The organism is Ramlibacter sp. P4_H7 (genome assembly GCF_056400765.1).
On the sequence record NZ_JBFUKP010000007.1, the window covers coordinates 95,227 to 119,637 of the forward strand.

The 24,411-nt window shown below is 70.1% G+C and carries 23 protein-coding genes; 16 read left to right on the forward strand and 7 right to left on the reverse strand.

What is annotated here, in order from left to right:
- Positions 1-57: 57 nt before the first annotated feature.
- From ettA to AC1DSA_RS12025, 11 genes are all read left to right on the forward strand, one after another.
- Positions 58-1,725 (forward strand): energy-dependent translational throttle protein EttA, encoded by a 1,668-nt coding sequence (ettA, locus tag AC1DSA_RS11975; RefSeq protein ID WP_477889344.1) that lies wholly within the window; start codon positions 58-60, stop codon positions 1,723-1,725.
- A 19-nt stretch (positions 1,726-1,744) separates the two neighbouring features.
- Positions 1,745-3,838, forward strand: coding sequence for a DUF1631 family protein (locus tag AC1DSA_RS11980; RefSeq protein WP_477889346.1), 2,094 nt, complete (start codon positions 1,745-1,747; stop codon positions 3,836-3,838).
- Between the two features lie 135 nt (positions 3,839-3,973).
- Positions 3,974-4,264 (forward strand): DUF2249 domain-containing protein, encoded by a 291-nt coding sequence (locus AC1DSA_RS11985; protein WP_477889347.1) that lies wholly within the window; start codon positions 3,974-3,976, stop codon positions 4,262-4,264.
- Between the two features lie 35 nt (positions 4,265-4,299).
- Positions 4,300-6,576 carry a nitric-oxide reductase large subunit gene (locus AC1DSA_RS11990; RefSeq protein ID WP_477889349.1) on the forward strand — a complete coding sequence of 759 codons (2,277 nt, stop codon included), beginning with the start codon at positions 4,300-4,302 and terminating at the stop codon, positions 6,574-6,576.
- 46 nt (positions 6,577-6,622) lie between these two features.
- Positions 6,623-7,102: an Rrf2 family transcriptional regulator gene (locus AC1DSA_RS11995; RefSeq protein ID WP_477889351.1), complete on the forward strand. Its 480-nt coding sequence runs from the start codon at positions 6,623-6,625 to the stop codon at positions 7,100-7,102.
- Positions 7,099-7,431 (forward strand): metal-sulfur cluster assembly factor, encoded by a 333-nt coding sequence (locus AC1DSA_RS12000; protein WP_477889353.1) that lies wholly within the window; start codon positions 7,099-7,101, stop codon positions 7,429-7,431. Before AC1DSA_RS11995 ends, AC1DSA_RS12000 begins: the two co-directional genes overlap by 4 nt.
- A complete protein-coding gene (locus tag AC1DSA_RS12005) occupies positions 7,428-8,534 on the forward strand; it encodes a hypothetical protein (RefSeq protein WP_477889355.1) in 1,107 nt (368 codons plus the stop codon). The genes AC1DSA_RS12000 and AC1DSA_RS12005 overlap by 4 nt, the downstream gene beginning before the upstream one ends.
- Positions 8,531-9,721, forward strand: coding sequence for an NnrS family protein (locus AC1DSA_RS12010; protein WP_477889357.1), 1,191 nt, complete (start codon positions 8,531-8,533; stop codon positions 9,719-9,721). The genes AC1DSA_RS12005 and AC1DSA_RS12010 overlap by 4 nt, the downstream gene beginning before the upstream one ends.
- Before the next feature lie 159 nt (positions 9,722-9,880).
- On the forward strand, positions 9,881-11,365 hold the full coding sequence (gene nirK / locus AC1DSA_RS12015) for a copper-containing nitrite reductase (protein WP_477889359.1): 1,485 nt from the start codon (positions 9,881-9,883) through the stop codon (positions 11,363-11,365).
- A 210-nt stretch (positions 11,366-11,575) separates the two neighbouring features.
- A complete protein-coding gene (locus AC1DSA_RS12020) occupies positions 11,576-12,889 on the forward strand; it encodes an NfeD family protein (protein ID WP_477889361.1) in 1,314 nt (437 codons plus the stop codon).
- A gap of 27 nt (positions 12,890-12,916) precedes the next feature.
- Entirely contained in the window at positions 12,917-13,696 is a 780-nt protein-coding gene (locus AC1DSA_RS12025; RefSeq protein WP_477889363.1) for a slipin family protein, read from the forward strand.
- A 15-nt stretch (positions 13,697-13,711) separates the two neighbouring features.
- Here AC1DSA_RS12025 and AC1DSA_RS12030 read toward each other — a convergent pair whose 3' ends face one another.
- Genes AC1DSA_RS12030 through AC1DSA_RS12040 form a run of 3 tightly spaced genes read right to left on the reverse strand, consistent with a single transcriptional unit; the run spans position 13,712 to position 15,192 of the window.
- Complete coding sequence (locus AC1DSA_RS12030) at positions 13,712-14,044, reverse strand: hypothetical protein (protein WP_477889365.1); 333 nt, start codon at positions 14,042-14,044, stop codon at positions 13,712-13,714.
- Positions 14,045-14,533, reverse strand: coding sequence for an OsmC family protein (locus AC1DSA_RS12035; protein ID WP_477889367.1), 489 nt, complete (start codon positions 14,531-14,533; stop codon positions 14,045-14,047).
- Between the two features lie 11 nt (positions 14,534-14,544).
- Positions 14,545-15,192, reverse strand: coding sequence for a GntR family transcriptional regulator (locus AC1DSA_RS12040; RefSeq protein WP_477889369.1), 648 nt, complete (start codon positions 15,190-15,192; stop codon positions 14,545-14,547).
- 252 nt (positions 15,193-15,444) lie between these two features.
- Between AC1DSA_RS12040 and AC1DSA_RS12045 the strand changes: the two genes are divergently transcribed.
- On the forward strand, positions 15,445-16,302 hold the full coding sequence (locus AC1DSA_RS12045; RefSeq protein ID WP_477889371.1) for a hypothetical protein: 858 nt from the start codon (positions 15,445-15,447) through the stop codon (positions 16,300-16,302).
- Positions 16,303-16,412: 110 nt separating this feature from the next.
- On the opposite strand, the gene AC1DSA_RS12050 is transcribed toward AC1DSA_RS12045, so the two are convergent.
- Both AC1DSA_RS12050 and AC1DSA_RS12055 read right to left on the reverse strand, forming a co-directional pair.
- On the reverse strand, positions 16,413-17,744 hold the full coding sequence (locus AC1DSA_RS12050) for a TAXI family TRAP transporter solute-binding subunit (protein WP_477889373.1): 1,332 nt from the start codon (positions 17,742-17,744) through the stop codon (positions 16,413-16,415).
- Positions 17,741-18,718 carry a P1 family peptidase gene (locus AC1DSA_RS12055; protein ID WP_477889375.1) on the reverse strand — a complete coding sequence of 326 codons (978 nt, stop codon included), beginning with the start codon at positions 18,716-18,718 and terminating at the stop codon, positions 17,741-17,743. The genes AC1DSA_RS12050 and AC1DSA_RS12055 overlap by 4 nt, the downstream gene beginning before the upstream one ends.
- 150 nt (positions 18,719-18,868) lie before the next feature.
- Between AC1DSA_RS12055 and glgP the strand changes: the two genes are divergently transcribed.
- Positions 18,869-20,560 carry an alpha-glucan family phosphorylase gene (glgP, locus tag AC1DSA_RS12060; protein ID WP_477889377.1) on the forward strand — a complete coding sequence of 564 codons (1,692 nt, stop codon included), beginning with the start codon at positions 18,869-18,871 and terminating at the stop codon, positions 20,558-20,560.
- Between the two features lie 10 nt (positions 20,561-20,570).
- Here the strand turns inward: glgP and AC1DSA_RS12065 are convergent, their stop codons facing one another.
- Positions 20,571-20,909, reverse strand: coding sequence for a four-helix bundle copper-binding protein (locus tag AC1DSA_RS12065; protein WP_477889379.1), 339 nt, complete (start codon positions 20,907-20,909; stop codon positions 20,571-20,573).
- Between the two features lie 195 nt (positions 20,910-21,104).
- On the opposite strand from AC1DSA_RS12065, the gene AC1DSA_RS12070 reads away from it, so the two are divergent.
- The 3 genes from AC1DSA_RS12070 to AC1DSA_RS12080 all read left to right on the forward strand — a co-directional run bounded on the left by AC1DSA_RS12070 (position 21,105) and on the right by AC1DSA_RS12080 (position 24,040).
- On the forward strand, positions 21,105-21,302 hold the full coding sequence (locus AC1DSA_RS12070; protein WP_477889381.1) for a hypothetical protein: 198 nt from the start codon (positions 21,105-21,107) through the stop codon (positions 21,300-21,302).
- A gap of 2 nt (positions 21,303-21,304) precedes the next feature.
- Complete coding sequence (locus AC1DSA_RS12075; protein ID WP_477889383.1) at positions 21,305-22,561, forward strand: MgtC/SapB family protein; 1,257 nt, start codon at positions 21,305-21,307, stop codon at positions 22,559-22,561.
- Positions 22,562-22,684: 123 nt separating this feature from the next.
- On the forward strand, positions 22,685-24,040 hold the full coding sequence (locus tag AC1DSA_RS12080) for an MBL fold metallo-hydrolase RNA specificity domain-containing protein (protein WP_477889385.1): 1,356 nt from the start codon (positions 22,685-22,687) through the stop codon (positions 24,038-24,040).
- 59 nt (positions 24,041-24,099) lie between these two features.
- On the opposite strand, the gene AC1DSA_RS12085 is transcribed toward AC1DSA_RS12080, so the two are convergent.
- A complete protein-coding gene (locus AC1DSA_RS12085; protein WP_477889387.1) occupies positions 24,100-24,387 on the reverse strand; it encodes a copper-binding protein in 288 nt (95 codons plus the stop codon).
- Positions 24,388-24,411 lie beyond the last annotated feature (24 nt).

Below are 24,411 nucleotides of genomic sequence, written 5' to 3' on the forward strand. Positions count from 1 at the left end.
GGCCGCAGCCGCATTTCGTCATACGGGATAATCGGCGGTTTCCCGCTGAAAACTCCTATGGCCCAGTACGTCTACACCATGAACCGCGTCAGCAAGATCGTGCCGCCCAAGCGGCAGATCTTGAAGGACATCTCGCTCAGCTTTTTCCCCGGCGCCAAGATCGGCGTGCTGGGCCTCAACGGTTCGGGCAAGTCCACGCTGCTGAAGATCATGGCGGGCATCGACACGGAGATCGAGGGCGAAGCCATCGCCATGCCGGGCCTGAAGATCGGATACCTGCCGCAGGAGCCGCAGCTCGACCCCGAGCAGAGCGTGCGCGAGGCGGTGGAAGGCGGCATGGGCGAGGTGATGAATGCCAAGGCGCGGCTGGAGGAGGTCTATGCGGCCTACGCCGAACCGGACGCGGACTTCGAAAAGCTGTCCGAGGAGCAGCAGAAGCTGGAAGCGGTCATTGCCGCCGCCGGCGCGGAGAGCGGCGGCGAGCACCTGCTGGAGATCGCCGCCGACGCGCTTCGCCTGCCGCCGTGGGAAGCCACGATCAAGAACTTGTCCGGCGGCGAGAAGCGCCGCGTGGCATTGTGCCGCCTGCTACTGTCCAAGCCGGACATGCTGCTGCTCGACGAACCCACCAACCACCTGGACGCCGAATCCGTCGAATGGCTGGAGCAGTTCCTGGCCCGTTTCCCCGGCACCGTGGTCGGCATCACCCACGATCGCTACTTCCTCGACAACGCGGCCGAGTGGATCCTGGAGCTGGACCGCGGCCGTGGCATTCCCTACAAGGGCAACTACTCCACCTGGCTGGAGCAGAAGGAAGCGCGCCTGGAAACCGAGCAGCGCACCGAGGACGCCCGTACCAAGGCCATGAAGAAGGAACTGGAGTGGGCGCGCTCGAATCCGAAGGGCCGGCAGGCCAAGAGCAAGGCGCGCCTGGCCCGCTTCGAGGAGCTGTCCGACTACGAATACCAGAAGCGCAACGAGACCAACGAGATCTTCATCCCGGTGGGCGAGCGCCTGGGCCACGAGGTGATCGAGTTCGTGAACGTCAGCAAGTCCTTTGGCGACCGCATGCTCATCGACAACCTGAGCTTCAAGGTGCCCGCGGGTGCCATCGTCGGCATCATCGGACCCAACGGCGCCGGCAAGTCGACACTGTTCAAGATGATCTCCGGCAAGGAGAAACCCGATGCGGGCGAGGTGAAGGTCGGCAAGACGGTGCAGATGGCCTTCGTCGACCAGCACCGCGACGAACTGGCGAACGACAAGACCGTGTGGGAGGACGTCTCCGGCGGCCTCGACATCATCAACATCGGCAAGTTCCAGATGGCCAGCCGCGCCTACTGCGGCCGCTTCAACTTCAACGGCGGCGACCAGCAGAAGAAGGTGGGCATGCTCTCCGGCGGCGAGCGCGGCCGGCTCCACCTGGCCAAGACCCTGCTGCAGGGCGGCAACGTGCTGCTGCTGGACGAACCTTCCAACGACCTCGACGTGGAAACCCTGCGGGCGCTGGAAGACGCGCTGCTGGAGTTCGCCGGCAGCGTCATGGTGATCAGCCACGATCGCTGGTTCCTGGACCGGATCGCCACGCACATCCTGGCGGCGGAAGACGAAGGCAAGTGGGTCTTCTTCGACGGCAACTACCAGGAATACGAAGCCGACAAGCGCAAGCGCCTGGGCGAGGAAGGTGCAAGACCCCACCGCGTGCGCTATAAAGCCCTGAAGTAAACCGAGGAGACGGGCCGCCATGCGCGGCGACTCGCAGCAACCGCAGTACCAGTCGCTCTACCGTGCCTGCATCAAGGACGCCGCCGCCGCCGGCGCCGGCCTGATGCAGGCCACGCTGGCGCGGGCGCTGCGCGATCTGCCGGCCACCGCGGCGCGCATCGCCGACGTGGTGGACCGCGGCCTGCTGCTGGAGGCGATCGGCGTGCTGAAGGACCAGCAGCAGGTGCTGACCGTTTCCTTCCCGCAGGCGCTGCTCGCCGAGTTCGCGCACGCGATCGCCGGCGGCCGCGCACCCAACCTCGGTTTCGATGCGCTGCCGCTGCTCGGCGACGATCAGCTGCAGGACAACGCGGACCTGGTTCGCGCCGCGCACGAACTCGAAGCGGCGGTCCGCCCGCAGCTCGCCCGGCTGGAAGCGCTGCTCGCGGCGGCCGAACTCACGCCCGCCGGCGGGCCGCACCGCCATCCCCTGCGCCCCGAGGTGTACGTGCGCAGCGTCTACCGGCTGGTGCGGCAGAGCCCCGTGGCGCCCGCGGTCCGCCGTCGCTGGATTCGCTACCTGCCGCCGCTGATGGCGCCCGATCTCGCGCAGGCCTACGACGCGGTGGCACTGCGCCTGCAGCCCGCCGTCGCGGTCACGCCCGACATCGACCTGGACGCGGTGGCGCCGCAGGACGCGGCGGCGCGCGCGACGCAACTGACGATCCGCGAACTGCGCAAGCTGCTGGCCGGCGATGCCGGGGACGGCGAGGAAGCCGTGGCCGTCTTCGGCGAGAGCGACTTCTCGCATACCTTGCCGGCGGCGCTGGAGATGGTGCAGGACATGCGCAAGGTGGACCAGCTGTTGCTGCAGCTGCGCCAGCGCCAGGCCGCGATGCCCGGGCGGGGGCGCGACAGCCTGGCGGCCTTCCGCGCGGCCCTGCGCGACGAGGCCAGGCGTCCGGCGCAGGCCCTGGGACTGGAAGTCGTGCACCTGCTGGTCGACAACCTCGCGGAGGACCCGCGCCTGTTGCCGGCCGTTCGGGACGTCGTGCGGGACCTCGAGCCGCCGCTGCTGCGCCTGGCGCTGGGGGACCCGCGCTTCTTCAGCGATCGCAACCATCCGGCCCGGCAGCTGCTGGAGCAGATCACGCAGCGCAGCCTGGCGTGGAGCTCGGCGGACGAGCCCGGTTTCGCAGGCTTCATGGAAGGACTGCAGCAGGCGACCGAAGCGCTGCTGGATGCCGGTGGCGGCGGCCCCGAGAACTTCGAGATCGCCGTGTCGGCGCTGCAGGAAGCCTGGGACGAAGCGCAGCCGCGCACGCGGCGCAACCGCGAGCGGGCGGTACGGGCCCTGATGCGCGCCGAGCAGCGCAACCTGCTGGCCGAGCGCCTGGCGCGCCAGATCCTGGAACGTCCCGATGCCGCCCAGGCGCCCCGCGAGGCCCTGGCGTTCCTGACGGGGCCATGGACCCAGGTGATGGCGCAGGCCCGCCTGATGGACACCACCGGCGCCGAAGACCCCGGTGGTTGCGGCTGGGTGGTGCGGACGGTGCTCTGGAGCGTGCAACCCGCGCTGGCCGCGCGCGTCGCGGCGCACCAGCGCGCGCTGGTCGAGCGCATCGATGCCGGCCTGGCCAGCATCGACCACCTGCCGGCCGACACGGACCGCTGGCAGAACCTGCTGTCGGCGTTGCGCGACCTGGCACTGTCCTCGGCGACCGGCACTGCGCTGCGTGCCTCCGAGGCCGAGCCGGAACCGCTGCCGGACAAGGTGAACACCTGGCTGGCGCCACTGGAGATGCACGAGTCCGGCTTCGTGCCGGAATCGGCCCGGCCGATCGACGCCCCGCCATCGGAGCACGATACGCTGCCCCCGCCGGAGCTGGAGATCGGCGCCTACGTGGATCTGCTCGGCGCCGGCTGGGAGCGCTGGCAGCTCACCTGGGCCAGCCCGCACGGGCTGCTGTTCATGTTCGCGCACGCGAGCGGCGCCACCCGCTCGATGACACGCCGCAAGCTCCATTCCATGATGGCGCAGGGCAGCCTGCGCCTGGTGTCCGCGCACCCCGTGGTGGAAGGCGCCCTCGACGCCGTCGCCCGCGCGGCCTGGCGCAACAGCTCCAGCGCCTGAGGCGTCCGCGGCGCGCCCGCGTCCGTCACCGCGCCCGCTGCGGCGCCGAACCTTGATCTGCGTCAAACCCCCTCGGGACGGGTCCTCGAACAATAGGTGCATTCCAAATACACCTTTAAGCAAAGAGGAGTCCGCATGACCATGACCGCATCCCGCATCGACGTGCGCACCATCGCGCCGCGCGACCGCCATCCCCTCATCTTTTCCACCTTCAGCGGCCTGGCCGCCGGCCAGGCCCTGGAGCTGGTCAACGACCACGATCCGCGCCCGCTGTACTACCAGTTCAACGCCCAGATGCCCGGGCAGTTCACCTGGGACTACCTGGAAAACGGCCCGGACCTCTGGCGTGTCGCCATCACCCGCACCCAGGACGCACCGGCCGCGGACAGCGCCGGCAGCTGCTGCGGCGGCGGCTGCGGAGGCTGAACGCGCACCTACGGATCCAAGCAGGAAACACCATCATGAGAAGCAACAATCCCCTCTGGCGCTGGCTGGCACTGATCTTCGTGCTGTCCTTCGGCCTCCTCGGTTACCTCGGCTGGCAGATCTACCTGACGGCCCCCCCGATTCCCAGCGCGGTCGTCACCAGCGGCGGCCAGGTCCTGTTCACCGGTGAACAGGTCCAGCGCGGCCAGCAGGTCTGGCTCGCCAGCGGCGGCCAGCAGCAGGGTAGCGTCTGGGGCCACGGCGCCTACGTCGCGCCGGACTGGTCGGCCGACTGGCTGCACCGTGAAGCCACGGCGCTGCAGACCCTGCGCGCCAAGACGATCGCCAAGGATGCGTCCGCGCTGACGGCCACCGAGCAGGGCGCCGTCGCCGGCGCCCTGAAGGACGAGATGCGCCGCAACACGTACGACGCGGCCACCGGCAAGGTGACCGTGAGCGAGCTGCGTGCGCAGGCGATCCGGCAGACGGCCGATCACTACGCAAGCCTGTTCGGCAACGACCCGTCGCTCGCCAAGCTGCGCGACCAGTACGCGATGAGCGAAGGCCTGGTGCAGACGAAGGCCGATCGCGAGGCGCTCACCGCGTTCTTCTTCTGGAGCGCCTGGGCCGCCGCCACCGACCGTCCCGAGGAAACGGGCCTGTCCTACACCAGCAACTGGCCGCACGAGCCGCTGGTGGGCAACACCATGACGACCTCGGCCGCCATGTGGTCGATGGCCTCCGTCATCCTTCTCCTGGCCGCGATCGCCGCCATGCTGTGGCTGCACGGCGCCGGCAAGCACGAAGAGGAAGCCGTCCCGCCCAAGTCCGACCCGCTGCTGGGCGTCAAGGCCACGCCGTCGATGCTGGCCACGCGCAAGTACTTCTTCGTCGTGATCGGCCTGATGCTGCTGCAGATCGTGATGGGCGTCGTCACCGCGCACTACGCGGTGGAGGGGCAGTCCTTCTTCGGCATTCCGCTTGCCGAGGTGCTCCCCTACGTGGTGAGCCGCACCGCGCACACCCAGGTCGGCATCTTCTGGATCGCCACCGCCTGGCTGGCCACGGGCCTGTACATCGCGCCGCTGCTGGGAGGCAAGGAGCCGAAGTTCCAGAAGCTCGGCGCCGATTTCCTGTTCTACGCACTGCTGGTGATCGTCGTCGGCTCCACCGCCTGCGGCTGGCTCGGCACGCTGCAACGCAACGGCACCGACTTCAGCTTCTGGCTCGGCAACCAGGGCCTGGAATTCACCTCCATGGGCCGCGTCTGGCAGATCCTGCTGTTCGTCGGCCTGCTGCTGTGGGCCGTGCTGCTCGGCCGAGCCCTGTGGCCGGCGCTCAAGACGCCTTCGGAGTCCCGCGGCCTGATCGCCATGGTGTTCCTGTCGGCCACCTGCATCGGCGGCTTCTACGCGACCTCGCTGGTGTGGGGCCAGAACACCCACTACTCGATGGTCGAATACTGGCGCTGGTGGCTGGTCCACCTGTGGGTGGAAGGCTTCTTCGAAGTGTTCGCCACCGCCGTGATCGCGCTGATCTTCACCAAGCTGGGCCTGGTGCGCGCCTCCAGCGCCAACCGCGCCATCGTGGCAGAGACCATCGTGTTCCTGTTCGGCGGCATCCTGGGCACGCTGCACCACCTGTACTGGACCGGCACGCCCACGTCCATCATCGCCGTCGGCGCCGTGTTCTCCGCGCTGGAAGTCGTGCCGCTGACGCTGATCGGCCTGGAAGCCCTGCAGACCTGGAAGCGTTCGCAAGGCACGCCGTGGCTCGCCGCGTACAAGTGGCCGGTGCTGTGCTTCGTGGCCGTCGGCTTCTGGAACACCGTCGGTGCCGGCCTGCTCGGCTTCGCCATCAACCCGCCCGCCTCGCTGTACTACGTGCAGGGCCTGAACATGACCGCCGCCCACGGCCACGCCGCGCTCTTCGGTGTGTACGGCATGCTGGGCATCGGCCTGATGCTGTTCTGCCTGCGCGGCCTGTATGCCCGCAACCTGCACGCCGACAGCCTGCTCAAGCCCGCCTACTGGGGCCTGAACATCGGCCTGGCCATGATGGTGTTCCTGTCGCTGCTGCCCGCCGGCATCTACCAGGCCTACGCCAGCATCACCAAGGGCCTGTGGTACGCCCGCTCGCCGGAGATCATCCACTCCGGCGTGATGGAAACCCTGGTGTGGCTGCGCGTCCCCGGCGACATCCTGTTCGCCATCGGCGCCTTGTTCCTGGCCCTCTATGCCCTGCGGCTGCTGGGCGGCGGCAAGGCCCGGCAGAGGGTGACGACCGGCGGGGAGCTTCCGGCACGAAGCTGATCCTGGTCAATGGCCGGCCCCTGCCGGCCATTAAGGTTCAAAAGCCATGAAGCTCACCACTTTCACCGACTACAGCCTGCGCGTGCTGATCTACCTGGCCGTGCAGCCGGGACAGCGCGCGACCATCGCGCAGGTCGCGCAGGCCTTCGACGTGTCGGAGAACCACCTGGTGAAGGTGGTGCACTTCCTCGGCAAGCAGGGCTGGCTGGCCAACGTGCGCGGCAAGGGCGGCGGGCTGGAGCTGGGCGAACTGCCGCAGAAGATCCGTGTCGGCCAGGTGGTGCGCGCCGCCGAAGGCGGGGACGCGGTGGCGGAATGCTTCGGCGAGTCCGGCGGCGACTGCCACATCGCCCCCAACTGCCGCCTGCGCGGCGTGCTGGGCGAGGCGGTCACCGCCTTCTACGCCGTGCTGGACCGCTACACCGTGGAAGACCTGGTGAACAACCGCAACCAGCTCGCCCGCATGCTGTTCATCGACCTCCACGCGCAGCCCAAGGGCGCACAACGTCCCGGGGGCCCGGCATGAGCGAACAACGCTTCCCCTACACCGGACCGCCGGAATTGCTGCTCATCGTCGTCCAGGCGCTGGAGAGCGTGGTCGATCCCGAAGTGGCGATGAACATCGTCGACGTCGGGCTGGTCTACGGCGTGAAGGTGGCCGACGGCCGCCTGGACGTGGACCTGACCATGACTTCCGCAGCCTGCCCGGTGACGGACATCATCGTCGAGGACGTGGAGGACGCGCTGGACAAGGCGCTGCCGCCGGACCTGAAGATCCACGTCGAACTGGTCTGGGAACCGCCATGGACGCAGCAGCGCCTGAGCGCCAAAGCCCGCAGCTTCATGGGCTGGTGAGCACGCGCCGCCTGGTCGGCGCGCTGCTCGTTGCCTGTGTCGCTTCTTCGCTGCTCGCCGGCATCGCCGGCGGGCTTTTTCGTCTGGGGCTGGCGGTCGCCAGTCCCGACGCGCCCTGGCTCGGCCGCGCCGCGCTGGCGCATGCCGCGCTGATGATGTGCGGCTTCCTGGGCACGGTGGTGTCCATCGAGCGCGCCGTCGCGGCCAAGCGCCGGTTTGCATGGGCCACACCTCTGGCATGCGGCTTCGCGGCGCTGACCCTGCTGCGGGGAGCCGATGCGGTCGCGGCCTGGCTGCTGGCCGCCGCCGGTGCCGTCTTCATCGCGGTCAACATCCTGCTGTTGCACCGCCAGCGCGCCAGCCACACCGGGCTGCTCCTCGTGAGCGCGGCCGCCTGGTTCGTCGGCAACGTGCTGTTCGCGCTGGGCGCCAATGCCGTGGCGGTGCTTCCCTGGTGGTTCGCCTTCCTGGTGATGACCATCGCCGCCGAGCGGCTGGAGATGACGCGTCTGATGCGCCGCCGCCCCGGGGCGCAGCCGGCGCTGCTCGCGATCCTGGCGCTGCTGGTGCTGGGCGCGGCCGCTTCCTCGTTGTCGGCCCGCGTGGGCGGCGTGTTGTTCGGCCTGTCGCTGTTCGCGCTGGCGCTGTGGCTGTTCGCTTTCGACATCGCACGCCGCACGGTGCGCGCCGACGGACTCTCGCGCTACATGGCGGTGTGCCTGCTGGGCGGATACGCGTGGCTCGCCGTGGGGGGCGTGGCCTGGGCAGCGACCGCGCTCGGCTTTCCCGCCCGCGACACCGCACTGCACGCGCTGGGTCTCGGCTTCGTCGTCAGCATGATCATGGGCCACGCGCCCGTGATCCTCCCTGCCGTCACGCGCATCAAGGTGCAGTACGGGCCGATGTTCTACCTGCCGCTGGCGGTGCTGCACCTGTCGCTGGCGCTGCGGCTGGCGGCCGGCTTCTTCGATCTCCGCTGGCGTGCGCACGGCGCCGCAGGCAATGCGCTGGCCCTCGCTCTGTTCGCCCTCACGATGGCCGGCGCTGCCATCGCGTGGCGCCGCCGGCACGGCGGCGCCGCTCCATCCAGAAAGTCTCCATGACCACCTTCCTTCCGATCGAGGAGCCGGCGCCGCCCCCGCCCCAGGGCTTCGCCCTGTGGCAACTCGGTTTCCGCCCCTTCTACCTGCTGGCCAGCGGATTCGCGGCGCTGTCGATCCTGTTGTGGGCGCTGCAGTTCAACGGGTACCTGGCCGCGCCCTATCTGCCGGGGCCGCTGTGGCACGCGCACGAGATGCTGTTCGGCTTCGTGCTGGCGGTGATCGTCGGTTTCCTGTTCACCGCGGGCCGCAACTGGACCGGGCTCCCCACCCCGACCGGGGGCCGGCTGGCGGCGCTGGCGGCGCTGTGGCTGGCCGCGCGCGTCCTGGTGCTCACGCCCTACGGCTGGCTTTCCGCCCTGGTGAATGCGGCGTTCCCGCTGGCCGCCGCCGTGGCGCTCGGCATCCCGTTCTACCGGGCCGGCACGCGGCGCAACTACTTCTTCGTCGCGCTGCTGCTCCTGCTGTCGGCGGCCACGCTGGTGGTGCACCTGGGGCAGATGGGCGTGCTGAGCGTGCCGGCCTGGGCCGGGATCGGGATCGCCCTGGACGTGGTGCTGTTCATCATCTGCGTGATGGGAGGCCGCGTCATTCCCATGTTCACGATCAACGGCGTGCCGGGCACCAACGCGCAGCGCAATCCGTGGGTGGAGAAGGGCGCCCTCGGCGCCGTGCTGCTGCTGCTCGCGGCCGACGTCCTGCAGGCCTCGGCCTGGGCCGTCGGCGCCATCGCAACGGCGGCGGCCTTGCTGCACGCAGTGCGCTGGCTTCTCTGGCGCCCGTGGGCGACGCTGCGCAAACCGCTCGTGTGGGTGCTGCACCTGGCCTACGCCTGGATCCCCGCGCACCTGGCGCTGCGCGCGCTGGCGGCCGCAGGCTGGATCCTTCCCTCGGCGGCGACGCACGCGCTCACCGTGGGCGCGGTCGGCGGCCTGGTCATCGGCATGATGACCCGCACCGCGCGCGGCCACACCGGGCGGCCACTGCGCGCCGGCGTTACCGACGTGGCCTGCTACGGGCTCGTCGCATTCGCCGCCTTCGTGCGGGTGCTGGTCCCGCTCGCCGTTCCGGGCTGGACGGTCCATGCGGTGCTCGCCTCGGCACTGCTTTGGTCGGCCGGATTCGCCCTCTATTTCGTCACGTACTGGACGGTGTTGACGCGTGCGCGCGTCGACGGCAAGCCCGGCTGACCTGATCCAGATCAAAGGTGCAAATGAGATGCACCTTTGCATTGCGCTGCATCAAAACCGCACCGACGGCACGAACCTACATTCTTTTCAACAGCCCAGAGCTCGTTGGTCCCGCGGGGACCGTGCCCGCGAAAGATGAAAAGAAAGCAGGTAGCCAAGATGTTCCACCGTGCCATTGCACCCGTCCCGTTCGCCGTCGCGCTGCTGTTCGCAGCGTCGCCCTTCATCGGCTCCGTCGGCGCGACCGCTATCGCCAAGCAGCAGGCCGTCGCCGCCGCCGCCACGCCCGCCGCAACCGCCCAGGCGGTGCAGAAGGTCGCGCTGAAGACCGGCATGTCCGGCGGCAAGATGGTGTACCTGGACGACCAGGGCCATGCGAACCCCGTCCTGCGCGGCAAGGTGGGCGACACCATCGTGCTCACAGTGTCCAGCGGCGAAGGGGCCGAGCACGACATCGTGTTCCCGGAACTCGACGTGAAGTCGCCCAAGTTCACCGGCAAGAGCGGCCCCGTGACGGTGACGCTCAAGCTCACCCAGTCCGGCAAGTTCAGCTACTACTGCTCCATCCCGGGCCATCGCCAGATCGGCATGGAAGGCGTGCTGGAAGTGACCGGCCCGGCGGATGCGTCCGCTGCCGCCAGGCCCGCTGCCAAGGCCACCGCGATCCTCGGCGCCTCGACCGCCGCGCCGATCGCGCCGGCCGCCGCCAATGCGGTGAGCGTGTCGCAGGACCCGAACGCCGTGCCGAAGCCGCTCGGCGCGCGCGCGCCGCAGCTCGTGAAGTACGCCATCGAAACCGTGGAGCTCGAGGGCAAGCTGGACGACGGCACGACCTTCACCTACTGGACGTTCGGCCGCAAGGTGCCCGGTCCCATGCTGCGCGTGAAGAAGGGCGACACGGTGGAAGTCAAGCTCACGAACAACGCGAACAGCAAGGCGGTGCACTCCATCGACCTGCACGCGGTGACCGGCGGCCTCGGTGGCGGCGAACACACGCAAGTGGCGCCCGGCGAGACCAAGACCATCACCTTCAAGGCGCTCAACCCCGGCCTCTACGTCTACCACTGCGCCACGCCCTCGGTGGCGCACCACATCTCGGCCGGCATGTACGGGCTCATCCTGGTCGAGCCGGAGAAGGGCCTGCCGAAGGTCGACAAGGAGTTCTACGTGATGCAGGGCGATCTGTACACGGACCACGCCTTCGGCACCAAGGGCCACCACGCGTACAGCCCCGAGAAGGCTGCGGACGAACTGCCCACCTACTACCTGTTCAACGGGGCCGTGGGCGCGCTCACCAAGGAGCACCAGATGACCGCCAAGGCGGGCGAGACGGTGCGCGTGTACTTCGGCGTCGGCGGGCCCAACAAGGTGTCGTCGTTCCACGTGATCGGCGAGATCTTCGACAAGGTGTACAGCGAAGGCGCCACCAACACCGTCAAGGAGAATGTGCAGACCACGCTGGTGCCGGCCGGCGGCGCGACCATCGTCGATTTCAAGGTGCAATACCCCGGCAAGTACCTGATGGTCGACCATGCGCTGTCCCGCGTGGCCAAGGGCGCCGGCGCCGTGCTGCAAGTCAGCGGCCCCGCCGACGACAGCGTCTACAGGTTCTCGCACCCGAGCCACGGGCCCATGGACCACTGAGCCGGGCCACCTCCCGCCCGAGAGGCCCGCTTCCGCGGGCCTTTCCTCATCGGGGAATCGGGCCCGCACCGCGCTCGCGCCGCGATGCTGCGGCGGGCAGGCTGCGAGAGCTGGCAGGGCCGCTGTTGACGGCGGCGGCACACGGCCTAGACTCCCTGCATGCGCTGCGCAGCGTGCCGCCTGGTCTGTCTGCTGGCCCTGGTGCTTGCCATGCCTTGGGCCCGGAGCGACGTTGTCACCAGCGCCCCGGTGCTGGTGCTGCAGGTGGACGGCGCGATCGGGCCGGCAACCGCGGACTACCTGCGCCGCGGGCTGGCGGCCGCGAGCCAGCAGCAGGCGCAGTTGCTCGTCCTGCAGATCGACACCCCCGGCGGGCTCGACCAGGCCATGCGCAGCATGATCAAGGACATCCTGGCCGCGACCGTGCCGGTGGCCACCTTCGTCGCGCCCGGTGGCGCGCGCGCGGCCAGTGCCGGCACCTACATCCTCTATGCCAGCCACGTGGCGGCGATGACGCCGGCCAGCAATCTCGGCGCGGCAACACCGGTGGCCATCGGCATGCCGGGCGGCGGCCAGCCCGCCAACCCGCTGCCGCCGGCCAAGCCGGCCTCGGGCGCCGGCGCGAGCGCAGCAGCGGATCCGGGCGACGCGATGACAGCCAAGCGCATCGGCGATGCGGCCGCGTACATCCGCAGCCTGGCGCAGCTGCGCGGGCGCAATGCCGAGTGGGCGGAACGCGCGGTGCGCGAGGCCGTGAGCCTGTCGGCGAGCGAGGCGCTGCAGCTGCGGGTGGTCGACGTGGTCGCGCGCGACCTGCCCGATCTGCTGCAGCAACTGGATGGCCGCGAGGTGCGCCTGCAGTCCGGCGTGCGGCGGCTGCAGACGCGCGCCGCGCCGGTCGTGCCCTTCGAGGAGGACTGGCGCAGCCGGGTGCTGTCGACCATCGCCAATCCCAGCCTGGCGCTGTTGCTGATGATGATCGGCATCTACGGCCTGGTCTTCGAGTTCAGCAATCCGGGCATGGTGGCGCCGGGCGTGGTCGGCGCGATCTGCCTGCTGCTGGCGCTGTTCGCCCTGCAGATGCTGCCGGTGAATTACGTGGGGCTGAGCCTGATCCTGCTGGGCGTGGCCTTCCTGGTGGCGGAGGCCTTCATGCCCAGCTTTGGCGTGCTGGGGCTGGGCGGCGTGATCGCCTTCGCCTTCGGCGCCATGATGCTGATCGACACTGACTCGCCCGGCTGGGGCGTGCCGCTGCCCCTGGTCGGGCTGCTGGCGCTGGCCTCCGCCGGCTTCCTGCTGCTGCTGGCGAGCATGGCGGCCCGCGCCCGCAACAGGCCGGTGCGCACCGGCGCGCAGACGCTCGTGGGGGCCGCCGGCGAACTGCTGGAGTACGCGGGCGGCCAGGGCTGGGCCCTGGTGCAGGGCGAACACTGGAAAGTGCGCGGCCCGCAGCAGTTGCAGGCGGGAGACCGGGTGCGGGTGACCTCGCGGCACGACGGCACGCTGGAAGTGGTGGCCGCCTGAAGCGGCCGGCAACACAAGGAGAACGACATGGTTGGAGGCCTCGGTTTCGGCGCGCTGCTGCTGCTGGCGATCTTGTTCGCGATGTCGGCCTTGCGCATCCTGCGCGAATACGAGCGCGGCGTCGTGTTCCAGCTCGGCCGCTTCTGGAAGGTCAAGGGACCCGGCCTGGTGATCCTGATCCCGGGCATCCAGCAGATGGTGCGGGTGGGCCTGCGCGTGGTGGTGATGGACATCCCCAGCCAGGACGTGATCTCGCGCGACAACGTCTCGGTGAAGGTGAGCGCCGTGCTGTACTTCCGCGTGGTGGATCCGGAGCGCGCCATCATCCAGGTGGAGCACTTCCTCGAGGCGACCAGCCAGCTGGCGCAGACGACGCTGCGGGCGGTACTGGGCAAGCATGAACTCGACGAGATGCTGTCCGAACGCGAGCGCCTGAACCTGGACGTGCAGAAGATCCTGGACGCGCAGACCGATGCCTGGGGCATCAAGGTGACCAACGTGGAGATCAAGCATGTCGACCTGAACGACACCATGATCCGCGCCATCGCCCGGCAGGCGGAGGCGGAGCGGGAACGCCGCGCCAAAGTGATCCATGCCGAGGGCGAGCTGCAGGCCTCGCACAAGCTTGCGGAAGCCGCGGAGATCCTGGCGAAGCAGCCGCAGGCCCTGCAATTGCGCTACCTCGAAACCCTGACCGTCATCGCGGCGGACAAGAACTCCACCATCGTCTTTCCCTTGCCTCTGGACATCGTGGGGCCGCTGCTGCAGCGTTTCGTGGCGCCGCCGCCGGCGGCGCCGGACGCCTGATCGCCACGCGCCGAACTAGGCCTGCCACACCCCGTAGCCCTTCTCCCGCAGGGCGATGCCCAGTTCCACCTCCATCTCGCAGGCGGCGCGATAGGGCATGGGGTTGTAGATGGCATAGAGGTCCGGCCGCAGCCGCACGCCGTGGTCCTGCACGAAGCTGTTGGACTGGATGCCCGCCTTGTGGCGGTCGAAGCGCAGGTCCGGGTCGAGTCCCGTCATGCCCACGTAGACGAAGGGCATGCCGAGCCGGTAGTCGGGATTGCAGCGGCGAAAGCGCGCGTTGTTCCAGACCCGGTCGTCCAGTTCCACCACGTACACGTGGTAGTGCTGGCGACCGCCGCGCGCCACTCAGCTGGCCCCGGCGCCGGCCATGCGCCAGCTTCCCTGCACGCGCACCTCGCCGCGGACCGAGTTGCCGATGTCGCAACGGGCGTGCGCGGCATGGTGCAGGGCGTCGAGAGCGGCATCGTCGGGCGTCCTGCCCCCCGACACCACCACCAGCGGCCGCAGCACGATCTCGGTCAGGCCGCGCCGGCCGTCCGGGAAGCGGCCCATGCTCGCCCGGGCGCTGTCGCTGTAGCTGTCGATCACGTAACCCTCCTCGGCCGCCAGCGACAGGAACCAGAGCATGTGGCAGCTGGACACGGCCGCGACCAGCGCCTCTTCCGGATCCACGGCGCCGGGATCCGAGAAGGGCACCCGCACCGAGTGCGGAGAACTGGAGCCGCGCACCACGGCGCCGCCGTCGAAGCGCCAGGTGTGCGCGCGGCTGTACTGCAGGTCGCTGAATGCGGCATCGCCGCGCGACCATTCGACGCTGCATCCGTACGTGGCCATGGTGTGCTCCTTCAGCCCTTCGCCAGCGCCGCGAGCGCGCTGCGCTCGGTGGCGGCCAGGTGCGCCTGCAGCACCTTGACGGCCCCCTTCGCATCGCGCCTTCGCACCGCGCGCACCAGCGCATGGTGCTCGTCGGCCCAGCCGTGCGCCCGCGTGCCGGGCTTCATCTTCGCGAAATAGAAACGGTCCACCAGGAAGCGCAGGCGGCGCACGATCGCCAGCGACTCGGGGCGCTGCGCCGGGGCATAGAGCGCCTCGTGGAACTCGCGATCGCCCGCGATCCAGTCGTCCACCGCCTGCGCCTTGTCTAGCGCGGCCTGCACCGTCTCAGCCCGGTTGATCGTCGCCGGAGTGTGCAGGGGCACCGCCTCTTCCAGCACGTCGCTTTCGATCAGCCGGCGCAGGCGGAACCATTCGCGCAGGTCGGCGGCGCTGGCCGTGCGCACGTACATGCCCTTGTTCGGAACCATCCGCAACAGGCCCTCCGCCTGCAGCTGGAACAGCGCCTCGCGCACGGGAACGCGGCTGACGCCAAGCTCTGCCGCGATCTCCTCCTGGCGCAGCGGCGCGCCCGAAGCCCAGCGGCCGCGATCAAGCGACTGCCTGAGCAGTTGCGTGACCGCGGAGGACGTCGTCTGGGTCATGGATGAGGCAGGCATGGATGCATTTATACATGTATACAAAGTGCCTGCCAAGCCTGCCAAGCCTGACGAACGACCGCTGCCGAGCCATCCGCACTGCCCTCGGCGCCCCGTGAATATTCACGCAAACACCTGGCTCATCGTTCCGGAGCACATGAGTTTTTCACGTCTGACGCCGATGTAGGACGGGATGCTGTAACAGCACGAACTTCCGCTGACACCTCGCGCTCTGTAGGACTTGTTCGCAATTTCAAGCAGGGGACCTCAGGGATGAAAGAGCGCATCGCTTCGCACGTGGCTTCCGTTCACAACGCCTTGATGCTGGCCGGCCTGGTGGCCGTCGGCGTCACGGGGTCGATGGGCCACGTTCCGGCGCCTGCGTCCGACACGCTGGCTCAGCGGCTGCAGGCCGGCAGGGTGACCGAGGTCGTGCCGCAGCCCCAGATTGCCCTGGCCCCTTCCCCGCAGGCGGCGGCCGTGTCGCCCTTCAACTTCAAGGTCGACAACTACTACGAGCAGCTGCGCCAGAAACTGACCTGGCTGCCGGTGCGCTATGCCGGCAACGTCCTGAAGACGCCGGATCCGCAGTCGCGCCTGCTGCTGGTGCGTTCCGCCGCCAAGCGCGCGGGCCTGGAAGAAGTGGGGCTGAGCTACCGTGACGTGTACGGCATCATCAATGCCGAGACCTCGTGGATCCCGCGCCTGGGCGCCAGCAAGGACGGCACGCCCAACCTGGGCATCGCGCAGTTCGAACCCGCCACCGCCAAGGCCATCGGCCTGACCGATCCCACCGATCCCGTGCAGGCCGTGCACGCCGCGGCCATGCACCTGAAGGACGCGGCCGTCTGGAGCGCCAAGCGCATCGCCGACCTCGACCTCACGCCGGAACAGCGTGCCATCAAGCTGCGCGAAGGCGTCTCGATCTACTACAACCTGTCCAGCAAGGGCCGCAGCGAGTGGAACGGCAAGAACACCGAGACCCTCCCGGTGGAGACCCGCCGGCACATCGCGAACGCCCGCCTGGGCGCCTTGCAGGCGGCCGAGCTCGAAGGCCAGCTGCGGCAGGTGAAGGACCGCATCGGCCGCCCCGGAGTGGTGACCGCCTCGTTTCAGGGCCGTGGCGGCTGAGTGAATCCGCCCTGCGCCCAGGCCGGCCGGCTTAGCAGCCCGCCGGCCTTTTTTTGCGCGAAACGGCTGGGGCAGGACACGAACGCAGCGCCGGATCGCCTGGACCGACCTCAGGACCCTTCGTGCAGCGCCCGGCGCCGCACGGCGTCGATGTTGTTGCGCAGCGCGTAGAGCTCCTCGGCATACGACAGGGGCACCGTGATGCGGCCGACCCGGTCGTCCAGGGTGTCCAGCTCGCGCGCGAGCTCCGGTGCGTCCTCGGGGCGCGCCTGCAGGCGTTCCTCGATGTCGCGCAGCTGGCCGTACCAGCGGAACACGCGCGAGCGGATGCGGAACTGGTACAGGGGCGGCACGACCCGCGACAGCGGCAGCAGGAAGGCCAGGATGATGCCCAGCGCGAGCCACATGCGCTCCACCAGGTTGGCCAGCCAGAAGGGCAGCCAGCGCTGCAGGAAGGGCTGGCCGGCGCGGATGGCGCGCTCCGCCTCCGGCGCCACCGGGTACTCGGTGCTGGCCATGTTGGGAAAGCTGCCCGCCTTGTTGAACCAGCCCGCCGGGCCGTGCAGGTCCCGCGCGGCCTGCGTGAACAGCTGCAGCAGCGCCGGATGCGTGTCCTCGCGCGCCAGCAACGAGGTGGTGGTGGACACCAGCCGCACGTCCTGCGGCGGCAGGTCGCTCGCCAGGTCCACCACGCCGCGCGGCAGCACCACCGGCGTGAGGAAGCGCAGGCGGCGCGAATAGGCCTCGCTCTGGCTGAAGTCCATCAGCTTCACGCCGGGCGTCTGCAGCAGCATCTGCACCATCAGCGACTCGGGTGCCGAGGCGAACACGATCGCGTCGAGTTCGCCGTTGAGGAAGGCCACCGTTGCCGCGGTCTGGTCCAGCCGCGACAGCTTCAGTTGCGCCGGATCCATCTTGTTGGCTTCCAGCAGGCGCCGCATGATGCCCGGCGAGCCGCTGCCGCGCGCGCCCACGTTGACCCGCAGGTCCTGCAGCTGCGTGAGCGAGGAGAGGGTGCCGCCCGGCAGGTTCTTCGCCGCGTCGGCGCGGTAGAACAGCCACAGCGGCTCCAGGAACAGGCTGCCCAGGCTTTCGATGCCGCTCTCCTCGTTGGCGGCGCGATCCGAACTGCCCCCCTGCACGAAGGCCAGGTCGGCGCGCCCGGCGCGCAGCAGCCGCAGGTTGGCCGGCGAGCCTTCGCTGGGCACCAGCACCACCTCGATGTTGTAGCGCTTGAGCGCCTGCTGGTAGCGCTTGCCGAACTCCTCGTAGGCGCTCTGCGGCGCGCCGGTGGCCAGGGTCACCCGCTTGGGCGGATTGGGGTTCAGCCACCAGTAGGCCAGCGCGAGCAGGCCGACGGCGAGCAGCAGCACCGGGCCGCCGGAAATCAGGATGTCGCGGACGGACAGGAGGGTGTGGCGCAAGATCTTCACCGGTTTCATGCGAGCTCGCCGGCGGCCGGCAGGTGCAGGTCACCCAGGGTGAGGCCGCGCGCTGCGCGCACGGCACGCACGACGGCGCGGGCACAGGATTCGGCGGCCATGGTGCCCAGCGTCATCATGCCGAGGCTGCGGCCGCTGGCGCCGGTGGCCAGCGCGAACAGGGTGTCGCCGTCGGACAGCGTGTGCACCGGATTGATCGCGCGCGCCAGCCCGTCGTGTCCCTGCAGCGCGAGCCGCGCGGCCTGCATCTTGGTGAGCACCGCATCGGTGGCGATCACGCCGATCGTGGTGTTGCTGCCCGCCAGGATGGGCCGGGGCAGCTCGCCCTGCAGCAAGGCCTGGCGCGTGTCGCGCAGGCGGCGGCCGTCCTCCGTGCGCGCGCCGGCGAGCACCTGCGCCGTGTCGGGATCGATCACGTCGCCCAGCGCATTGCAGGCGACGATCGCACCGACGGTCACGCCGTCCACCGTCACCGAGGCGGTGCCGATGCCGCCCTTCATGGCGCGATGAAAGCCGAAGATCTTGCCGATCACCGCCCCGGCGCCGGCGCCCACGCAGCCTTCCTCCGGCATCTGGTTGGACGCGGCCTGGCACGCCGCATAGCCCGCTTCGGCATCGGGCCGGATGCGCGCATCGCCCAGTGGCAGGTCGAACAGCACCGCCGCCGGCACGATGGGCACCCGCGCGGGCCCGACCGCGAGACCTGCCCCCTGTTCGTCCAGCCAGCGCATCACGCCGCCCGCCGCGTCCAGGCCGAAGGCGCTGCCGCCCGCCAGCAGCACGGCATGCACCTGTTCCACCACGTTGTCCAGCGCCAGCAGGTCGGTCTCGCGGGTGCCGGGGGCGGCGCCGCGCACGTCGACCGCGCCCACCGCGCCCGCCGGAGCCAGTACCACGGTGCAACCGGTGGGCCGGCGGCTGTCGGTGAAGTGGCCGACGGAGATGCCGCCGACGTCGGTGATGGAGGAGCGCATGCGGCGATTATTGCGTGCCCCTGCGGCGCGGCGACGGAACGCGGCCCCATCGGCCGCCGAAGTGCCGCCTTGCGTTGCGCTGCCGCCCACGCGATCGTTTGAAGGAGCATCATTCCCGGAACCGTTTCCGCCACCGCCACCGCCACCGCCATGGCCGTCCCGCTCCCGCCCCGACCGCGCATCGCGTACTTCTCGATGGAGATCGCGCTGGAAGAGGGCATCCCCACCTACAGCGGCGGGCTGGGCGTGCTGGCGGGCGACATGATGCGCAGCGCGGCCGACCTGGGCGTGCCCATGGTGGCGGTCACGCTGGTGAGCCGCTTCGGCTACTTCCGCCAGCAGATCGTCGACGGCCGCCAGGTCGAGCAGCCCGAGCCCTGGGATCCGGCCGCGCGGGCGCAGCGGCTGGCGTGCAAGGTCGCCGTGCGCATCGGCGACCACGAGGTGTGGGTCGGCGCCTGGCAGTACGACGTGCCCAGCCACTGCGAGCAGTTCCCGGCAGTGCCCGTGATCCTGCTGGACACCGACCTGCCGGAGAACCGCGAGGACGACCGGACGCTGACCCACTTCCTTTACGGGGGAGACGCGACCTATCGCCTGCGCCAGGAGATCGTGCTCGGTGTCGGCGGCGTGCGCATGCTCGATGCGCTGGGACTGCGCATCCAGAAATACCACCTGAACGAAGGCCACTCCGCGCTGCTGACGCTGGAGCTGCTGCGGCTGCGCGGCGCGGGCGACGCGCAAGGCCCCGCGCTGCAGGAGGCCGTGGCGGCGGTGCGCCGGCGCTGCGTGTTCACCACCCACACGCCGGTGGAGGCCGGGCACGACCAGTATGGCTACGGCCTCGCCGAGCAGTGGCTCGCGGGGCTGGTCGACGCGCGGGTGCTGCACACCCTCGGCGGGCCGGAGCGCCTGAACCTCACCTGCCTGGCGCTCGCGCTGTGCGGCTGGGTGAACGGCGTGGCGCAGCGCCATGCCGAAGTCTCGCGCGTGCTGTTCCCGGGCTACGTCCTGCACGCGATCACCAACGGCGTCCATGCGATGCGCTGGACCTGCGGGCCGATGCAGGCGCTGTTCGACCGCTACATCCCTGGCTGGTGCCACGAGCCCGAACTGCTGGTGCGCGCGCTGCGCATTCCCGACGGCGAGATCGTGCACGCGCACGCGCAGGCGAAGGAGGAACTGCAGCAGTCCATCGCGGCGTCGCCGGGGGCGCGCGCGCTGGCTGCCGATCGCTTCACCGTCGGCTTCGCCCGCCGCATGACCGACTACAAGCGCCCGGGCCTGCTGTTCTCCGACCTCGACCGGCTGCGCGCCATCGCACGGCGCCATCCCTTCCAGGTGATCGTCGCCGGCAAGGCGCATCCGCAGGACGAGCCGGGCAAGCGCCACATCGCCAGCCTGCATGCCTGGGCGAGTGAACTGGGCAGCGCGCTGCCGGTGGTGTTCCTGCCGGATTACCGGCTGGAGGTGGCGCGACGGGTCGTCGCCGGCGTGGACCTGTGGCTCAACACGCCGCGTCCGCCGCTGGAGGCCTCGGGCACCAGCGGGATGAAGGCCGCCTTGAACGGCGTTCCCAGCCTCAGCGTGCTGGACGGCTGGTGGCTGGAAGGCTGCGACGAAGGCGCGACCGGCTGGGCGATCGGCGACGACGGCGACACCGACCCGGATCAGCACGCGCTGTCCCTGTACGACAAGCTGGAGCACACCATCCTGCCCGCTTTCCAAGAGGGCGGCTCTCGGTGGGCCGGCATCCTGAAGTCCACGATCGCCCGCAACGCCTCCTACTTCAACAGCCACCGCATGCTGCGGCGCTACGTGTCCGAGGCGTACTGGAACTGAGCGGACGGGCTCAGCGGGCGATCGCCGCGCAGGCCTCGGCGCAGCGGCGGCAGGCTTCGGCGCACTGCTGGCAATGGTCCATGTCGTGTTGGCCGCATTCGGCGGCGCAGGCTGCGCAGATTTCCGCGCACAGGCGGCACAGTGCGGGGACGAAGTCGCTGCCGCCGGCCATGTACGAGATGGCCATCTGGCAGGCCTGCGCGCAGTCGCTGTCCAGCGCGATGCAGCGAACCATGTGCTCCACGTGGGGCTCCTGCAGGCAGGAGGCGGCGCAGTGGTTGCAGGCCACCACGCAGGCGTGGCAGGCGGCGATGCAGTCCTGGTAGTCCTCGTACTTTTCACGTGACATGGGTCGCTCCCGATGCAGGTCCCAGTCTAGGAAACCGGGTGGCGAGCGGTCCCCAGCCGTGCACACGCTTACCCGTGATCCCCTTCGGTTACACGGCGTCGCCGGCATGGCGGCCGCGCTTGCGCGAAGTCAACAGTGCGGTGGCCGTGCTGCCTACACTGGTCGGCCACAAGAACTCGAACACAGGGGAGCGTCATGCGCATCGCCGTCTTCCGCGTCCTCGCGGCCACCGCAGTGGCCTGGGGACTGCCCATCCTGGCGACTCCAGCCTTCCCGCCGGCGGCCATCGGCCGGGCGATGAGCGCCACGGCGCGCAGCACGTCGCCGCGGCCCGCCGCACCGTCCACGGGCGGCGCCACATCCGCCACGACCGCACCCCACGGGGTGGCCTAGCCTTGGACCTGCTGCAGGCCGCGGGTGAACTCGGTGCGGCCCTGGCCGTCGGGCTGCTGGTCGGGCTGGAGCGCGGCTGGCAGGACCGCGACCGGCCCGAGGGCGGCCGTGTCGCCGGGCTGCGCACCTTCGCGCTGATCGGCCTGCTGGGCGGCGTGCTCAACCTCTTCGAGGCGTCGCCGTTGCCGCTGGCCGTGGGCCTGGCCGGCGTGGCCGTGCTGTTCGCCGTGTCCTTCGGCCGGGCGTCCTCGGCGACCGGCACGCTCAGCATCACCAGCGCGGTCGCGGCGCTGGTCACCTTCGGGCTCGGAGCCCTCGCGACCGCTGGCCACGTGGTGCTGGCCGTCGGGACCGGCGCCGTGGTCGCCTTGCTCCTGGGCATGAAGGGCGAGCTGCACCAGGGCATCCGCCGCATCCATCCGGCCGAACTCACTGCCATCCTGCAGCTCGGTGTCGTCACGGCGGCGGTCCTGCCGCTGCTGCCCGACGCCGGCTACGGCCCCTACGGCGCGCTCAATCCCTTCCGCCTGTGGCTCGCGGTGATCCTGATCGCGGGCCTCTCGCTCGGAGGCCACGTCGCGGCGCGCTGGCGCGGTGCGCAACAGGGACTGCTGTGGAGCGGCCTGGTGGGCGGACTGGCTTCCTCCACCGCGGCGACGCTGGCGCTGTCGCGTTCGGCGCGCGCGCAGCCCGCGCTCGCCACGCCCGCCGCCGCCGGCATCGTCGGCTCCTCGGGCGTGATGTTCGTGCGCATGGCGGTGGTGGCCGCGCTGCTGCAGCCGCGACTGGCGCTGGCCATGGCCGGGCCGCTGCTGCTGCTGGCATGCGTCTGCTTCGCCGCGACCTGGGTGCTTTGGCGCAGCCGCAGCGACGGTTCTGGTGCGGGCGTCAGCACGCAGGGACGCCTGTTCGACCTGCCCACGGCCCTCGGCTTCGGGCTGCTGCTGGGGCTGGTGGCGGTGCTTGCCCGCGCGGCCAAGGAAGCCCTGGGCGACGCCGGCGTGTACGCCGTGGGTTTCGTCTCCGGACTGGCCGACGTGGACGCGCCGCTCGTGTCCAACCTGCAGATGGCCGCGCAGGGCGAGGTGTCGGCGACCGTGGCGATGACCGCCGTGGTGCTCGCGGTGGCTGCCAACATGGTGGTGAAGGCCGCCATGGCGTGGGCGATCGGGGGCACGGCCGTGGGGCGGCGCGTGCTGGGGGCCTACCTGGCCGTGCTGGCAGTAGCAGCGGCGGCGTTGGCGCCGCGCTTCGCCTGAGGCCCGGGGTGCGCTTGACGGCCGTCAAGCAGGCGGAGGGCGCTCGCGCCTAGAGTGGAGACCATCGCTCGCCGGCGGCGCGATGCCGCAGCGGGCGGGGGCAATGAACCAAGAGGAGCACGCATGCGACTGACCTTCCTGGGCGCCGCCGGCACCGTGACCGGTTCGAAGTACCTGCTGGAGCACGGGGACCACCGCGTGCTGGTGGACTGCGGGCTGTTCCAGGGCCTCAAGCAGCTGCGGCTGCGCAACTGGGATCGCCTGCCGCTGCAGCCGCGGGCGATCGACGCGGTCGTGCTGACGCATGCGCACATCGACCACAGCGGCTACCTGCCCGCGCTGGCACGCGACGGCTTCCACGGCCCCGTGGACAGCACCGGGGCCACGCGCGAGCTGGCGGCGCTGCTGCTGCCCGATTCCGGTCACCTGCAGGAAGAGGATGCCTTCTACGCCAACCGGCATGGCTTCTCCAAGCACCAGCCGGCACTGCCGTTGTACACGGAGGAGGACGCCCGCAAGGCCCTCAAGCTGTTCCGGGCCCGGGACTACGGCGTCGACTTCGAGCCGGTGCCGGGACTGCAGCTGCGCTTCAGCCGCGCCGGCCACATCCTGGGCGCCGCGAGCTTGCTCGTGCGCTGGGACGGCGGCTCGCTGCTGTTCTCCGGCGACCTGGGTCGCGACGAGGACATCCTGATGCGGCCGCCGGAGCCACCCCCCGCGGCCGACCACGTGGTGATCGAATCGACCTACGGCGACCGCCTCCACGAGCAGGAGGATCCGGCGACGCTGCTGGCGGAGACGGTCAACCGCACCGCGGCGCGCGGCGGCGTGGTCGTGGTGCCGGCGTTCGCCGTCGGCCGCGCGCAGGCGCTGCTGTACCTGCTCGGCAGCCTGAAGCAGCAGCGCCGCATCCCGGACCTGCCGGTGTTCCTCAACAGCCCGATGGCGGCCGACGTCACCGAGATCTACCACCGGCATGGCGGCGAACACCGGCTGGACGCGGAGCATTGCCGCCTGATGTGCCAGACGGCACGCGTGATCAACAGCGTGGAGGAATCGCAGAAGCTGAACGCGCTGCGCTTCCCCGCGGTGATCGTGTCGGCCAGCGGGATGGCCACCGGCGGCCGCGTGGTCCACCACCTGAAAGCCTTCGCGCCCGACCGCCGCAACACCATCCTGCTGGCGGGCTACCAGGCGGCTGGCACGCGCGGCGCCGCGCTGGTCGCGGGCGCGCGCGAAATCAAGATCCACGGCGAACATGTGCCGGTGCGGGCCGAGGTGGTGAACCTGGGGTCGCTGTCGGCGCATGCCGACCGCAACGAACTGCTGCGCTGGATCGGCAAGCTGCCGCGCGCGCCGCGGCAGGTGTTCGTCACCCACGGCGAACCCGTGGCGGCGGACAGCCTGCGCCAGGCGATCGAGGAACAGCACCGCTGGCCCTGCCGCGTGCCGGAACACCTGCAGGCGGTCGATCTCTGAAGGGCATCGGCGCGCGAGCTTCGCGCGCCGATGCGCGACGGCGGTCCGCGGGGCGCCGCCTACTTCTGCGCTTCGACCGCCGTGACGATCAGGTCGCCCGCGGCGTCCTTGTCGGCCGTGAACTTCACCTTGTCGCCGGCCTTGACCTTGTCCAGCAGGGCCTTGTCGCGCACGCCGAACACCATGGTCATGGGCGGCATGTCCAGGTTCTTGATCTCGCCGTGCTTCAGCGTGATCTTGCCCCGGGGCTTGTCGACCTTGCGGACCTCGCCCTCGGTCATCGTGGCCTGCGCGTAGGCGGAAACCGCCAGGCCGGTGGCCAGCAGGGCGGCGAATGCACGTTTCATCATCGTCTGCAATTCCTCAGGGGC